15 protein-coding genes are annotated in these 13,943 nt (G+C 71.9%); 9 read left to right on the top strand and 6 right to left on the bottom strand.

Going from position 1 to position 13,943, the window contains the following annotated elements:
- Positions 1 to 90 precede the first annotated feature (90 nt).
- A complete protein-coding gene (locus VFV89_RS17780; protein ID WP_329707299.1) occupies positions 91 to 1,059 on the top strand; it encodes a glycosyltransferase family 2 protein in 969 nt (322 codons plus the stop codon).
- On the top strand, positions 1,056 to 2,264 hold the full coding sequence (locus tag VFV89_RS17775) for a glycosyltransferase family 4 protein (RefSeq protein WP_329707298.1): 1,209 nt from the start codon (positions 1,056 to 1,058) through the stop codon (positions 2,262 to 2,264). The genes VFV89_RS17780 and VFV89_RS17775 overlap by 4 nt, the downstream gene beginning before the upstream one ends.
- A 197-nt stretch (positions 2,265 to 2,461) precedes the next feature.
- Here VFV89_RS17775 and VFV89_RS17770 read toward each other — a convergent pair whose 3' ends face one another.
- The gene (locus VFV89_RS17770) at positions 2,462 to 2,590 is read right to left on the bottom strand and encodes a hypothetical protein (protein WP_329707297.1); all 129 of its coding nucleotides are present in this window, start codon (positions 2,588 to 2,590) and stop codon (positions 2,462 to 2,464) included.
- A gap of 463 nt (positions 2,591 to 3,053) precedes the next feature.
- On the opposite strand from VFV89_RS17770, the gene VFV89_RS17765 reads away from it, so the two are divergent.
- Entirely contained in the window at positions 3,054 to 3,371 is a 318-nt protein-coding gene (locus VFV89_RS17765) for a metalloregulator ArsR/SmtB family transcription factor (protein WP_329707296.1), read from the top strand.
- On the top strand, positions 3,368 to 3,853 hold the full coding sequence (locus tag VFV89_RS17760) for an SRPBCC family protein (RefSeq protein ID WP_329707295.1): 486 nt from the start codon (positions 3,368 to 3,370) through the stop codon (positions 3,851 to 3,853). Before VFV89_RS17765 ends, VFV89_RS17760 begins: the two co-directional genes overlap by 4 nt.
- Here VFV89_RS17760 and VFV89_RS17755 read toward each other — a convergent pair.
- From VFV89_RS17755 to VFV89_RS17735, 5 genes are all read right to left on the bottom strand, one after another.
- On the bottom strand, positions 3,829 to 4,725 hold the full coding sequence (locus VFV89_RS17755) for a COX15/CtaA family protein (protein WP_329707294.1): 897 nt from the start codon (positions 4,723 to 4,725) through the stop codon (positions 3,829 to 3,831). The two genes, VFV89_RS17760 and VFV89_RS17755, sit on opposite strands and share 25 nt — an antisense overlap.
- Positions 4,722 to 5,501 carry an ABC transporter permease gene (locus tag VFV89_RS17750; protein WP_329707293.1) on the bottom strand — a complete coding sequence of 260 codons (780 nt, stop codon included), beginning with the start codon at positions 5,499 to 5,501 and terminating at the stop codon, positions 4,722 to 4,724. The genes VFV89_RS17755 and VFV89_RS17750 overlap by 4 nt, the downstream gene beginning before the upstream one ends.
- Positions 5,498 to 6,430 carry an ABC transporter ATP-binding protein gene (locus tag VFV89_RS17745; protein WP_329707292.1) on the bottom strand — a complete coding sequence of 311 codons (933 nt, stop codon included), beginning with the start codon at positions 6,428 to 6,430 and terminating at the stop codon, positions 5,498 to 5,500. The genes VFV89_RS17750 and VFV89_RS17745 overlap by 4 nt, the downstream gene beginning before the upstream one ends.
- A gap of 73 nt (positions 6,431 to 6,503) precedes the next feature.
- A complete protein-coding gene (locus VFV89_RS17740) occupies positions 6,504 to 7,322 on the bottom strand; it encodes an LLM class flavin-dependent oxidoreductase (protein WP_329707291.1) in 819 nt (272 codons plus the stop codon).
- Between the two features lie 2 nt (positions 7,323 to 7,324).
- Positions 7,325 to 9,700 (bottom strand): xanthine dehydrogenase family protein molybdopterin-binding subunit, encoded by a 2,376-nt coding sequence (locus VFV89_RS17735; RefSeq protein ID WP_329707290.1) that lies wholly within the window; start codon positions 9,698 to 9,700, stop codon positions 7,325 to 7,327.
- A 198-nt stretch (positions 9,701 to 9,898) separates the two neighbouring features.
- On the opposite strand from VFV89_RS17735, the gene VFV89_RS17730 reads away from it, so the two are divergent.
- The 5 genes from VFV89_RS17730 to VFV89_RS17710 form a co-directional block, all read left to right on the top strand.
- The gene (locus VFV89_RS17730; RefSeq protein WP_329707289.1) at positions 9,899 to 10,570 is read left to right on the top strand and encodes a helix-turn-helix transcriptional regulator; all 672 of its coding nucleotides are present in this window, start codon (positions 9,899 to 9,901) and stop codon (positions 10,568 to 10,570) included.
- Complete coding sequence (gene sufB / locus VFV89_RS17725) at positions 10,567 to 11,985, top strand: Fe-S cluster assembly protein SufB (protein ID WP_329707288.1); 1,419 nt, start codon at positions 10,567 to 10,569, stop codon at positions 11,983 to 11,985. The genes VFV89_RS17730 and sufB overlap by 4 nt, the downstream gene beginning before the upstream one ends.
- Positions 11,986 to 11,987: 2 nt before the next feature.
- Positions 11,988 to 13,166 (top strand): Fe-S cluster assembly protein SufD, encoded by a 1,179-nt coding sequence (gene sufD / locus VFV89_RS17720; protein ID WP_329707287.1) that lies wholly within the window; start codon positions 11,988 to 11,990, stop codon positions 13,164 to 13,166.
- Positions 13,163 to 13,498, top strand: a complete 336-nt coding sequence (locus VFV89_RS17715; protein WP_329707286.1) for a non-heme iron oxygenase ferredoxin subunit — start codon at positions 13,163 to 13,165, stop codon at positions 13,496 to 13,498. The genes sufD and VFV89_RS17715 overlap by 4 nt, the downstream gene beginning before the upstream one ends.
- Positions 13,495 to 13,943, top strand: a 449-nt coding sequence (locus tag VFV89_RS17710; RefSeq protein ID WP_329707285.1) for an ABC transporter ATP-binding protein, incomplete at its 3' end; no start/stop codon positions are given. The genes VFV89_RS17715 and VFV89_RS17710, both read left to right, overlap by 4 nt.

Genomic DNA, 13,943 nt, shown 5'->3' with positions numbered 1-13,943 from the left:
GGCGCGGCAGCGACTGCGCGATGTGCGCCTGCGCCCGGTTTCGAGCCGGAGCGCCGGCCGCAGCGGCGCCGGAGCCGCGGGACGCCCGCAGTGAGCGAGCCGGCGCGGTCCGAGCCTGACGTCTCGGTCGTCGTCGCGGCCCACACGATGGACCGGTGGGCCGACATCGTGGCCGGGGTCGACGCGCTCGCCCGTCAGACCGTGCCGCCGCGGGAGACGCTCCTGGTCGTCGACCACAACGACGCGCTGCTGGCCCGGGCCCGCGAGGAGCTGACCGGCGTCCGAGTGCTCGCCAACACGCGCACCCGCGGTGCCTCCGGGGCCCGCAACACCGGCGTCGAGGCGAGCCGCGGCGCGGTGATCGCCTTCCTCGACGACGACGCCCGGCCCGAGCCGGACTGGGTCGAGCGGTTGCTCGCCGCCTACGACGACCCGCAGGTCCTGGCCGTGGGCGGCGTGGCCCGGCCGGTCTGGCCGGACCGGCGCCCGGCCCACCTCCCGCCCGAGCTGGACTGGCTGGTGGGCTGCACCTACCTCGGGCAGCCGAACGTGCGGACCGACGTACGCAACCTCTGGGGCTGCAACATGTCGGTGCGGGCCGAGGTCTTCGGCCGGATCGGCGGCTTCGACGAGGAGGTCGGCCGGGTCGGGCTGATCCCGCTGGGCAACGAGGAGACCGAGCTCTGCATCCGGATCGGGCAGCGCATCCCGGGCGCGCGGGTCGTCCACGAGCCGGCCGCCGTGGTCCACCACCGGGTCACCCGCGCGCGCTGTGAGTGGTCCTACCTGGTCTCGCGGTCGCACGCGGAGGGGATCTCGAAGGCCGTCATGTCCCGGGTCGTCGGCACCGGCGACGCCACGTCCGAGGAGCGCCGGTACGCCACCAGGGTCCTGCCGAAGGGCGTCCTCCGCGAGCTGCTGCATCTCAACCTCCGTGGCGCCGCGGGGATCGTGACGTGCCTGGCGGTCACCACGTGGTGGTACGTCCGCGGCCGGCTCGGCCACGTGTCGGCCATCGGCGAGCAGGGCTCGAGCGCGCGGGCGGGGTCGCAGGCGTGAGGGTGCTCCTGCTCGCGCAGTTCTACCCGCCGGTCATCGGGGGCGAGGAGCGTCACGTCCGCAACCTCGCCGTCGAGCTCGCTGGCCGCGGCCACGACGTGCACGTCGCCTGCCTCGACGTCGGCCGGCCTCCGGACGCCGACCCCGGGGTCACCGTGCACGCGCTGCCGAACGTCGGCGTCAAGGTGCCGGCGCTCTACCCGACCGCGGACCGGCCCCTGGCGCTGCCGGTGCCGGACCCGCTGGTCTCGCGCGCGCTGTCGCGGCTGGTCGCCTCGGTGCGGCCGGAGCTGGTGCACGCGCACAACTGGATCATCAACTCCTACCTCCCGCTGGCCGCGGCCCGCAGGCTGCCGCTGGTCTACTCGCTGCACGACTACAGCCACGTCTGCCCGACCAAGCGGCTGATGTACCTCGGCGATTCGCCCTGCTCGGGCCCCGGGCTGCGCAAGTGCTTCACCTGCAGCTCCGACTGGTACGGCGCGGCCCGCGGCCCGGTCATCCAGTCGATGGTGCGCTCCGGCCGGCCGGTCCGGAACCGAGTTGTCGACGTGTTCGCTCCTGTCTCGACCTACGTCGGCCTCGCCAACCAGCTCCCGGAGCAGGGCGTCCGCTGGCAGGTGGTCCCCAACTTCGTCCCGGACTCGCTGCTGTCGATGGGGCCGGTGCCGCGCGACCCGGCCCTCCCCGACGGCGACTACCTGTTCTTCGCCGGCGACGTCTCCGGCCAGAAGGGCGCGGACACGCTGCTCTCGGCGTACGCCACCCTCGACCCGGCCACCCGGCTGCCGCTGGTGCTGGTCGGCCGGCCCGCGATGGACCTCGCCTCGCTGCCCGAGGGCGTCCGTGTCGAGGAGAAGTGGGAGCACGACCGGGTCGTCTCCGGGTTCGCCCACGCCCGGGCCGCGGTGCTGCCCTCGAGGTGGCCGGACCCCTGCCCGACCACCGTGCTCGAGGCGATGGCGCTCGGCGCACCGCTGGTGACCACGCACATGGGCGGCATCGCCGACATGGTGACCGACGGCGACTCGGCGCTCGTCGTACCTCCCGGTGACGTGGCCGCCATCGCCACGGCACTCACCCGGATCATCTCCGAGACCGGGCTCGGCGACCGGCTCGCGACCCGGGCCCGGGCCGAGGTGAAGCGCTACCTGCAGTCGCGGGTGGCCGCGGACCTCGAGGAGATCTACGCGTCTCTGGTGTGAGAGGAGCTTCGCCGCGTCGAGCCGCACGGGCGGCGGCGGCTCTGGCGGCGGTGGGTGGTCAACCTGTGCGGACGCTGCGGGAGTTCGCAGCTGACCGCTTCCTACGCGTGGTGCGACACACGCCGAGGAGGCGGTGGGGTATGAACCGGTGCGGATCGCATGGCGGTTGAGTGGTCACCGCCGCCGTGGCGCGAGGCCTACCCGACTGCCTTGCCGTAGTCGCGCGGTCCGACCCCCACGGTGATGGGCAGGAACAGCAGCCGCCACTGATCGCCGAACCTCGGCGGCGGACCCTGGTAGCCGGCCTTGAGCAGCGCCCGATACACCCGACCCACTGGACAGTTGGTGGTCGTCCGGCGGCGGTGACCTGTCAACCACGCATCGGCTCGAAGGGGTTGAGAGGGCACCGCCACCTCGCGCGTCGTGACGAGACACGCCGACAGAGCGGTGCATCATCGACGGACTTCGGGCGAGACAGGTTCAGGAGTCACCGCCGCCTGGAAGGAGCAGACCGTCCAGATCCTCGAGTCGTCGTCACGACAGCGACCCGACGACGGTCAGAGCCGCGAGCGGCGCCCCCTCAGCGAGCCGAGGATGAACAGCGCGAGCGCGATGATCGCCAGGATGATCAGGATCGTCCAGAGCATGGTGTTGTCTCCCTCCCAGTGACCGGGCGCGGCGGCGGGATCGCCGGCCGTCGGACCTCGGTCGCGGACCCGGTACCCGCCCTGGGGAGTTGTCTGCGTGCGTACCCTGGTAGTTACGTAACCGAATGGGTACATTGGTCTCATGGACATGGTCATGCACGCGCTGGCGGACGAGAGCCGGCGCACCGTCCTGGGAATCCTCCGTGACCACCCGGCAACGGCCGGCGAGCTGGCGGGCGCACTTCCGATCGCTCGCCCCGGCGTCTCGCGGCACCTGAGGGTGCTCCGAGAGGCCGGGCTGGTCGACGTCGAGGCGCAGGCCCAACGGCGGGTCTACCGGCTGCGCGCCGAGCCCCTCGCCGAGCTGGACGCGTGGCTCGACCGCTACCGGGCGTTGTGGCAGAACCGCCTCGATGCCCTGCACACCGAGATCGCCCGAGGAAAGAGGAGCCGTTCATGAACACCACCGGCACGATGCGTGCACTGGACGAGAAGCGCGGCGCCATCCGCGTCGAGGACGTCTACGCCACGGACATCGCCGATCTCTGGGATGCGTGTACGACCCCGGAGCGGCTCGCGCGCTGGATCGCCGGGGTGACCGGCGACCTCCGTGCAGGCGGCGTCATCCACGCCACCTTCACGAGCACGTGGTCAGGGCCGGGGCGGATCGAGGTCTGCGAGGCCCCGAGCCACCTCCTGCTCACCATGGAGCCCGGTACGGACGACGAGACCGAGATCGAGGTCTGGCTGGTCGAGGATGGCGACAAGACGCACCTGGTCGTCGAGGAGCGCGGTCTGCCACTCGAGCACCTCCCCGGCCACGGCGCCGGCTGGCAGGCGCACCTCGAGGACCTCGGCCGGTCTCTCGCAGGTGAGCCGTCCGTATGGCGGGCGCGCTGGGACGAGCTGTCCCCGACCTACCGGGCGATGCCGGTCGGCTGAGCGCCGACGGGCCGGCGTACGCGCAGCAGCGCCCACGTCACGCTGGCGGAGATCAGCGCGGCGCCCAGCAGGTGGAAGCCGACCAGGACGACCGGCAGGTCGGTGAAGTACTGGACGAAGCCGATCGTGCCCTGCGCGAGCTCGACGCAGAGCAGCACGACCACCGCGGTCCTGGCCGCACGGGAGCCGCCCGTAGCCAGCAGCGCGAACAGCAGGCCCAGCGTCAGGCCCACGAACAGGAAGACCAGGTCGGCGTGGAGCTGGCTCATCTGGAGCGGGGAGAGGCCGTTGCGGGCGCTGTGGGCGTCGCCGGCGTGCGGACCGGAGCCGGTGACGACGGTGCCGACGTAGATCACCGCCCAGGCCGCGGCGAACGTCGCCCAGGCCAGCCCGACCACCGGGCCGCGGTGCGCGACGGGCAGGGGAGCGGGCACCGAGAGCACGAGCCGGACGGCGACGCCGATGATCGCCAGCGAGCAGAGCAGGTGGAACGACACCACCCACGGGTTCAGGTCGGTGAGCACGGTGATCCCGCCGATCACCGCCTGCGCGGGGATCCCCAGCCCGGCGATCAGCGCCATCACGCGCAGGTCCCGGCGGCCGGTGCGCCACATCACGACGAACGTCGCGATCGCGATCGCGGTGAGCACGAAGGTGAGCGTGCGGTTGCCGAACTCGATGGCCTGGTGGAGCGACAGCGCGCCGTGCGGGCGGAACGACCGGTCCGTGCAGCGGGGCCACGTCGGGCAGCCAAGCCCTGAGCCCGTGAGGCGCACCGCGCCGCCGGTGACGACCAGGACGACGTTGGCGACCAGGGTCGCCCACGCCAGCGGCAGCACCCAGCGGGAACCCGTCCGGCCCGGCTCGCTCACTCCCACGAGAACGTCCGGGTCGTGGCGGCCGTCCCGACCAGCGCCCACCCGAGCAGGACCACCAGGTCCCGCCACGCGATCGCGCCGTCGAGGAACGCCGACCGCATCGCCTCGCCCAGGGCGCCCGACGGGAGCCACTGCGCGACGTGGCCGAACCCGCCGTACGCCGACACCGGAAGGACGACGGCGCCGCCGGCCAGGAGCAGCAGGTAGGCCAGGTTGGCGGCGGCGAGCGTCGCCTCGGCGCGCAGCGAGCCGGCCATCAGCAGCCCGAGCGCGGCGAACGCGGACGTGCCGAGCAGCACCGCCAGCACCAGCCCCGCGACCGAGGAGGCGGACGCCACCGGGTCCCAGCCCAGCAGCTGTCCCACGACCCCGATCACCAGCAGCTGCATCGCCTCGACGAGCAGCAGCGCGCCCACCTTGCCGCCCAGCAGCCCGGAGCGGGGGAGCGGCGAGGCGCCGAGCCGCTTGAGGACGCCGTACCTCCGCTCGAACGCGGTCGCGATCGCCAGCGAGGTGAACGACGTCGACATCACCGCCAGGGCCAGCACGCCGGGCGTCACGACGTCCACGACCGGGTGGTCGTAGTCGAGCCCCAGCCGGTCGGCGCCCCCGACCATCCCGACCAGCACGAGCACCGGGATCACGACGGCGAGCAGCAGCTGCTCGCCGTTGCGCAGCATCAGGCGCGACTCCATCCGCGCCTGCGCCAGGACCATCCGGGGCAACGGGGCCGCGCCGGGGGCTGGGCTGAACACGCTCTGGGAGGTCACGGCTGCAGCTCCCGTCCGGTCAGCTCCAGGAACACGTCCTCCAGACTGCGGGTGCCCAGGGTCAGCGACTCTGGCAGGACGCCGTTCTCCTCGCACCAGCGCGACACCTTCGCCAGCGTCGAGGCGTCGGCCGGGCCGGTCACGATCAGGCTGAGCTCGTCGAGGAGCACCACCTCGATGTCCCGGCCGAGCGCCGTCTTCAACGACTCGGGCGCACCGTCGGGGAACGGCTTGGTGACCACGAGGCGGATCGTCGACGTGGTGCCGCCGCGGGTCAGCTCGATCGGCGTGCCGGACGCGATCAGCCGACCGCGGTCGATGATGTGGATCTTGTCGGCCAGCCGCTCGGCCTCGTCCATGTAGTGGGTGGTGAGCACGACCGTGACGCCGTCGTTGCGGAGCTCGGCAAGCAGCTCCCAGACGGTACGCCGCACGGCGGGGTCGAGCCCCGCGGTCGGCTCGTCGACGAAGACGACCTCGGGGCGCCCGACCAGCGCCATGGCCAGGCCGAGCCGCTGCTTCTGGCCGCCGGAGAGCCGGCGGTAGGGCGTCCGCCCGCAGTCACCGAGCCCGAGCCGCTCCTCCAGGACCGCCGGGTCGACCGGGTGCGCGTGCAGGGCCGCGATGTGCCGCAGCATCTCCGGCGCCCGCACCCCGCTCCAGGCGCCGCCCTCCTGGAGCATCACCCCGATCCGGGGCAGCAGCTCGCTGGACTGGCGGCGCGGATCCAGTCCGAGCACCCGGACCGACCCCTGCTGGGGAGCCCGGTAGCCCTCACAGGTCTCGAGGGTGGTGGTCTTGCCGGCGCCGTTCGGTCCCAGCACCGCGGTGACCGTGCCGCGCTCGACCGTCAGGGAGAGGTCGTCGACGGCGGTGGTGTCGCCGTACCGCATGACCAGCCCGGCCACGACGACGGCAGGCTCGGACACGGGGCGAGTCTAGGTTTGCGATGCAGGTCACACGCGGTCAGCCCAGCGGTCGACCCAGCGGTCAGCCCAGCGGTCAGCCCAGCGCAGCGGTCAGGTCGTCGACCGTCGACTGCAGCGGCCGGTCGAACCAGTCGAAGACGACGAACTCGTCGCAGACCTCGCGGTAGGGCTCGATCGCGGCGGCGATGTCGGTCCCGGCCGGGTAGTCGTGACCGGTCGCGCGCCTGATGTCGGCGGGGTTCCGGCCGATCGCCTCACATGCCCGGTCGAGGAGGGCGCTCTTGCGGGCGTACGACTCCGGGGTGCCCCAGATGTGCCACACGTCGGCGTACTTCGCGGCCATCGGGATCGTCCGCTTCTCACCGCCGCCGCCGACCAGGATCGGCAGCCGCTCCTGCACCGGGCGGGGGTTGTTCGGCGCGTCTCGGAGCCGGAAGTGGCGCCCCTCGAAGGTGGTGCGGTCCTCGCGCAGCAGGGAGCGGACCACCGCGACGCTCTCCTCGAACCGGTCCGAGCGCTCGGCGCGGCTCATCAGGTCGATGCCGTACGCGGTGTGCTCGATGACCTGCCAGCCGGCGCCGAGCCCGGCGATCGCCCGGCCGTCGCTGACGTGGTCGAGGGCGGTGAGCTGGTTGGCTACGACGGCGGGATGGCGGTAGGTCGACCCGAGCACCAGCGGACCCAGCCGGACCCTCGACGTCAGCGGGCCGAGCGCCCCGAGCAGCGTCAGGCACTCGAACATCCCCTCGTCGCTGACCGTGTCGTCGTCGGTGTGGCCCATGAAGTGGTCGCACAGGTAGACCGCGTAGACGCCCAGGTCGTCGGCTACCTGCGCGAGGTCGCGCACCTCCGCCCACGGACGGCCGTTGTCGATGATCAGGCTGATGTCCACGTCTAGACCTCGACCCCGCCGTCCACCTCGCCGGTCTGCACCTCGATCGCGTCGAAGGCGGCCGGCGGCTCCCGCCACGGGTCGGGGAGCGTGCCGACGCGGGCGTCCTGGACCACCCGCCACACGCGCTCCGGGGTGCACGGGATGTCGACGTGGCGGACCCCGAGGTGCCTGAGCGCGTCGACCACGGCACTCTGCACCGCCGGCGTCGAGCCGATGGTCCCGGACTCGCCGATGCCCTTCGCGCCCAGCTCGTTGAGCGTGGTCGGGGTCTCGGTGTTGGAGGCCTCGAACGAGATCGTGTCCGCGGTGGTGGGCATCTGGTAGTCCGCGAACGTCGAGGTGAGCGGCTGGCCGTCCTCGGAGTAGAGGAACTGCTCCCACAGCGCCTGGGAGATGCCCTGGGCGATCCCGCCGTGCTGCTGGCCCTCGACGATGATCGGGTTGAGGACCCTGCCGCAGTCGTCGACCGCCACATGCCGGAGCGGCCGCACCAGCCCGGTCTCGGTGTCGACCTCGACCACGGAGACGTGGGCGCCGAACGGGAACGTGGCGCCGTCCTGCGGCACGTCGAGCTGGGCCCGGAGCGGCTCACCGCGCTCGGCGGCGGCGGTGGCGAGGGCGGGCCAGTCGACCACCGCCCCGGGGACGCCGGAGACGGTGAACCCCTCGTCGGTCAGCTCGAGGTCCTCGGGGGCCGCCTCGAGCAGGGTCGCGGCCAGCTCGCGGGCCTGGTCGCGCACCGCCGCGGCGGCCGCGGCGACGGCGCTGCCGCCGAGCTGCAGCGAGCGCGATCCGCCGGTGCCGCCGCCGGTCGGCACCGCCCGGGTGTCGGACTGGACGTAGCGGATCTTCTCGAGTGGGATGCCCAGGCGGTCGGAGACGATCATCGCGAACGACGTGGCGTGGCCCTGGCCGTGGGCCGAGGTGCCGGACATCACCGTGGCCGAGCCGTCCGGCTCGACCACCACGCTGCCGAGCTCGGAGCCGCCGAACCCGGTGATCTCGACGTAGGTCGAGATGCCGATGCCGAGGAGCTTCTCCGCGCCGGCCTCGATCCGCCGGGCCTGCTCGGCACGCAGCGCGTCGACGTCGGCGATGCGTAGCGCCTCCTGCAGCGCCGCCTCGTAGTCGCCGTTGTCGTAGGTGAGCCCGGTGCGGGTCGTGTAGGGGAACGCGCTTTTGGCGATCAGGTTGCGGCGGCGCAGCTCCTCGGGGGCGAGCCCGAGCTCGTCGGCCGCCAGGTCCATCATCCGCTCCAGCATCGCGGTGGCCTCGGGGCGGCCGGCGCCGCGGAACGCGCCGTTCGGCGCGGTGTTGGTCAGCGCGGCGATGGCCGAGTAGTCGATCTTCGGGATCTCGTAGGGACCCTGGGCCATCACGTGGCCCGCGCCGACGACCAGCGTCCCGCCGAAGCCGGCGTACGCGCCGCAGTCACCCACGTTGCGCGCCCGGAACCCGGTGATCCTGCCGCCCCGGGTCAGCCCCAGCTCGCCGAACTGGACCGCCGCCCGTCCCTGCATCGACAGGAACGCCTCGCTCCGGGTCTCGGTCCACGCGACCGGCCGGCCCAGCGCGCGCGCCGCGGCCACGATCGCGCCGTGGTGGAAGCCGATCCCCGCCTTGCCACCGAAGGCGCCGCCGACGTGCGGGGTGACGACGCGGAACTGCTCCCTGCTGAGGCCGGTGTACTTCGCCAGCAGGTTGCGGGCCATGTGCGGGTGCTGGGTGGCGATGTAGGCCGTGAGCAGGATCGCCGGGTCGTCCGCGCCCGGCCGCGGGTCGACGAGGATCGCGTTGCCCTCGAGCGGCGCGGTGGCCAGGCGCTGGTTCTCGATCCGGGCCCGCACCACCACCTCCGCGTCGGCGAGCACGTCGCCGGCGTCCGGCGGGTGGATGGCCCGGACCGACTCGGCGATGTTGCTCCCGACCTCGGGGAACTGGAGGGGGGCACCCGGCGCCAGCGCCTCCTCCATGTCGACGACCACGTCGAGCAGGTCGTAGTCGACGTCGACGAGCTCGGCCGCGTCCACGGCCTGGGCCCGGGTCTCGGCGACCACGAGCACGACCGGGTCGCCGACGTAGCGCACGACCCCGTCGGCCAGCGGGCCGTGCCCGATCGCGTCGTGGATCTGCGCGAACGACGGCACCCAGTCCCGTCCCAGGGTCTCGACGGTGTGCACCGCGACGACGCCGGGCGCCCGCTCGGCGTTGGAGGTGTCGATGGCGGTGATGGTGGCATGCGCCAGCGGGCTGCGGACGAAGACCGCGTGCGTGGTACCGGGGATCCGGAGGTCGTCGACGAAGGTGCTGCGCCCGTCGATGAGCTCGGGGTCCTCGACCCTGCGGACGCGGTTGCCGAGGATGGATCCGACCATGAAGCGGAGGCTATCCCCGGTTAGGTCTGGTGGGCGCTCCCGCCCGGCCTTGTCACCCCATGTAACTCTGTGTTCGGGTCACTGGACCAGTGTCAGAACACCGACCTGGTGACCCGAACACGGAGTTACAAGCGGCCGGCCGGCAAGTAAGGTGACCCTTCCTTGATCCGCCCGATCCAATTACGGCACACTGGTGTTGTGATATTCGAGGACGACCAGTCGACGCGGCACCGCGTGGCCCGGTCGATCCTCGTCGAGGGGCCGTCGACCGCCGCGGCGCTCGCTGCCCGGCTGGACCTGACGCCGGCCGCCGTACGCCGCCACCTCGACCAGTTGGTCGCGGAGGGCGCCGTCGAGGCGCGCGAGCCGCGCCGTCAGGCGCACCGCGGGCGCGGACGCCCGGCCAAGGTGTTCGCGCTGACCGAGCACGGCCGTGAGGGCTTCGACCAGCACTACGACGACCTCGCGGTCCAGGCGCTGCGGTTCCTGCGCGAGACCGGCGGCGAGGACGCCGTCCGGGCCTTCGCGCAGGAGCGGGTAGCCTTCATCGAGGACCGGTTCGACGCGGTGGCCGGTGCCCGCCCGGAGCTCAGCCCGGTCGAGGTGCTCGCCACGGTGTTCACCGACGAGGGCTACGCGGCCGCCGTCCGTGCGCTGCCGCTCGCGGGGGAGCAGCTGTGCCAGCAGCACTGCCCTGTCTCGCACGTGGCCCACGAGTTCCCTCAGCTCTGCGAGGCCGAGACCGAGGCGATCAGCAAGGTCCTCGGCCGCCACGTGCAGCGGCTGGCGACCATCGCCCACGGCGACGGCGTGTGCACCACCTGCATCCCTGACCTGCCAACTACTCAGAAGGAGAAGGTCACCTCATGACCTCCATCGAGGAGCGGAACCCCGAGCTCCAGGGCCTCGGTCGCTACCAGTTCGGCTGGGCCGACCGCGACGACGCCGGCGCGTCCGCGCAGCGCGGGCTCAACGAGGCCGTGGTCCGCGACATCTCGGCGAAGAAGTCCGAGCCGAAGTGGATGCTCGACCTGCGGCTCAAGGGGCTCAAGCTGTTCGACCGCAAGCCGATGCCCAGCTGGGGCTCGGACCTGTCGGGCATCGACTTCGACAACATCAAGTACTTCGTCCGCTCCACCGAGAAGCAGGCGGCGTCCTGGGAGGACCTGCCCGAGGACATCAAGAACACCTACGACAGGCTCGGCATCCCCGAGGCGGAGAAGCAGCGCCTGGTCGCCGGCGTCGCGGCGCAGTACGAGTCCGAGGTCGTCTACCACCAGATCCGCGAGGACCTGGAGGAGCAGGGCGTCATCTTCCTCGACACCGACACCGCGCTGAAGCAGCACGAGGAGCTCTTCAAGGAGTACTTCGGGACCGTCATCCCCGTCGGCGACAACAAGTTCGCCGCGCTCAACACCTCGGTGTGGTCGGGCGGCTCGTTCATCTACGTGCCCAAGGGCGTGCACGTCGACATCCCGCTGCAGGCCTACTTCCGGATCAACACCGAGAACATGGGCCAGTTCGAGCGGACGCTGATCATCGTCGACGAGGACGCCTACGTGCACTACGTCGAGGGTTGCACCGCGCCGATCTACTCCTCCGACTCGCTGCACTCGGCGGTCGTGGAGATCATCGTCAAGAAGGGCGGCCGGTGCCGCTACACGACGATCCAGAACTGGTCCAACAACGTCTACAACCTCGTCACCAAGCGGGCGACCTGCGAGGCCGGCGCGACCATGGAGTGGGTCGACGGCAACATCGGCTCCAAGGTGACGATGAAGTACCCCGCGGTCTACCTCATGGGCGAGCACGCCAAGGGCGAGACCCTGTCGATCGCGTTCGCGGGCGAGGGCCAGCACCAGGACGCCGGCGCCAAGATGGTCCACGCCGCGCCGCACACCTCCAGCTCGATCCTGTCCAAGTCGGTGGCGCGCGGCGGCGGCCGGACGTCCTACCGCGGGCTGGTCCAGGTCAACGAGGGCGCCCACGGCTCGAAGTCCAACGTGCTGTGCGACGCGCTGCTGGTCGACCAGATCTCGCGCTCCGACACCTACCCCTACGTCGACATCCGCGAGGACGACGTGTCCATGGGCCACGAGGCGTCGGTCTCGAAGGTCTCCGAGGACCAGCTCTTCTACCTCATGTCGCGCGGCATGGCGGAGGACGAGGCGATGGCCATGATCGTCCGCGGCTTCGTGGAGCCGATCGCCAAGGAGCTGCCGATGGAGTACGCCCTCGAGCTCAACCGGCTCATCGAGCTGCAGATGGAAGGGGCTGTGGGCTAGGCATGGGCCTCGATGTCTCCTCCCACCTGCATCCGGTGGGCTCCTTCGACCTGTCCGACCACCCCGTCCCGACCGGGCGCGAGGAGGTGTGGCGGTTCACCCCGCTGAAGCGGCTGCGCGGACTCCACGCCGACGCGTCTCTCGGCGGTGACGGCTACGACGTCAAGCTCGAGGTGCCGGCGGGCGTCACCGCCGGCAACGTCGAGGTGGCCGACTCCGAGCGCGGCCTGTCCGGGTTCGTGCCCACCGACCGGGTGGCGGCGCGGGTCTGGGAGGCCTCGCCGCGGGTCTTCACCGTCGACGTACCGGCCGAGACCGAGCTGGCCGAGCCGGTCCTCGTGACCGTGACGGGCCGCGGCGGCGACGAGGCGATCGCCCGCCAGCTGCTGGTCAAGGTGGGCGCGCACGCCCGCGCCACCGTCGTGGTGCGCTTCGAGGGCACCGCGACGTGGGCCGACACCACCGAGATCGTGGTCGGCGACGGCGCGCAGGTCACCTACGTCACGATCCAGGACTGGGCCGACGACGCCGTCCACCACAGCACCCAGTCGGCCAGGGTGGGCCGGGACGCCTCGCTCAAGCACGTCGCGGTGACCTTCGGCGGCGACGTGGTCCGTCACGACACCACGGCGTCGTACGCCGGACCGGGCGGCGAGATCGAGATGCTCGGGCTCTACTTCGCCGACGAGGGCCAGCACATCGAGCACCGGCTCTTCGTCGACCACACGGCGCCGAAGACCAAGAGCCACGTGGTCTACAAGGGCGCGCTGCAGGGCGAGGGTGCGCACACGGTCTGGATCGGCAACGTGCTGATCCGCAAGGAGGCCGAGGGCATCGAGACCTACGAGGAGAACCGCAACCTCGTGCTCACCGACGGCTGCCAGGCCGACTCGGTCCCCAACCTCGAGATCGAGACCGGTGAGATCGAGGGCGCCGGCCACGCGTCGGCGACCGGCCGGTTCGACGACGAGCAGCTGTTCTACCTCCGCTCGCGCGGCGTCTCGGAGGCCGAGGCCCGCCGGCTGGTCGTGCACGGCTTCTTCAACGACCTGATCCGCAAGATCGCCGTGCCCGAGCTCGAGGAGTCGCTCCGGGCGACCGTCGAGACCGAGCTGGAGAAGAACGTGCTTGGTGACGCCTCGTTCCTCGGCTCCTCAGCAACCGGAGCTGAGGACGCATGAGCTGGGAGCGGGCCTGCGCGCTGGCCGACATCGCCGAGGACGAGGCCCTCGGGGTCGTCGTCGGTCCGCAGAACCTTGCGATCGCCCGGCACGGCGACGAGGTCTTCGCGGTCGAGGACATCTGCTCGCACGCCGCCGTCGCCCTGTCCGAGGGCGAGGTCGACGGGTGCACCGTGGAGTGCTGGCTGCACGGCTCGCGCTTCGACCTGCGCACCGGCAAGCCCACCGGGCTGCCGGCCACCGAACCAGTCGCGACGTTCCCCGTCGAAGTCCGCGGGGGCGACGTCTACGTCGACATCACCGAATCGCTGAACGGAGTCACACCCCAATGAGCAAGCTCGAGATCAAGGACCTCCAGGTCTCCGTCTCCACCGAGGACGGTCCCAAGCAGATCCTCAAGGGCGTCACGCTCACCATCGAGGAGGGCGAGACCCACGCGATCATGGGTCCCAACGGGTCGGGCAAGTCGACGCTGGCCTACTCGGTCGCCGGCCACCCGAAGTACACCGTGACCGGCGGCTCGGTGACCCTCGACGGCGAGGACGTGCTGGCCATGTCCGTCGACGAGCGGGCCCGGGCCGGGCTGTTCCTCGCGATGCAGTACCCCGTCGAGGTGCCCGGCGTCTCGGTGGCCAACTTCCTGCGCACCGCCCGCACCGCCATCGACGGCGAGGCGCCCAAGCTGCGCACCTGGGTCAAGGAGGTCAACACCGCCCTGGAGGACCTCGACCTCGACGCGTCGTTCTCCCAGCGCTCGGTCAACGAGGGCTTCTCCGG

This window comes from Nocardioides sp. (genome assembly GCF_036274455.1).
In the GTDB taxonomy this organism is placed as follows: Bacteria; Actinomycetota; Actinomycetes; order Propionibacteriales; family Nocardioidaceae; genus Nocardioides.
This window is presented reverse-complemented; position numbering and strand designations above follow the sequence as displayed.

Excerpts from the sequence above, each read along its gene's own strand:
- sufB (WP_329707288.1), top strand. The coding sequence starts at position 10,567 with ATGACCTCCATCGAGGAGCGGAACCCCGAGCTCCAGGGCCTCGGTCGC.
- sufD (WP_329707287.1), top strand. The coding sequence starts at position 11,988 with ATGGGCCTCGATGTCTCCTCCCACCTGCATCCGGTGGGCTCCTTCGAC.
- VFV89_RS17735 (WP_329707290.1), bottom strand. The coding sequence starts at position 9,700 with ATGGTCGGATCCATCCTCGGCAACCGCGTCCGCAGGGTCGAGGACCCC.
- VFV89_RS17715 (WP_329707286.1), top strand. The coding sequence starts at position 13,163 with ATGAGCTGGGAGCGGGCCTGCGCGCTGGCCGACATCGCCGAGGACGAG.
- VFV89_RS17760 (WP_329707295.1), top strand. The coding sequence starts at position 3,368 with ATGAACACCACCGGCACGATGCGTGCACTGGACGAGAAGCGCGGCGCC.
- VFV89_RS17765 (WP_329707296.1), top strand. The coding sequence starts at position 3,054 with ATGGACATGGTCATGCACGCGCTGGCGGACGAGAGCCGGCGCACCGTC.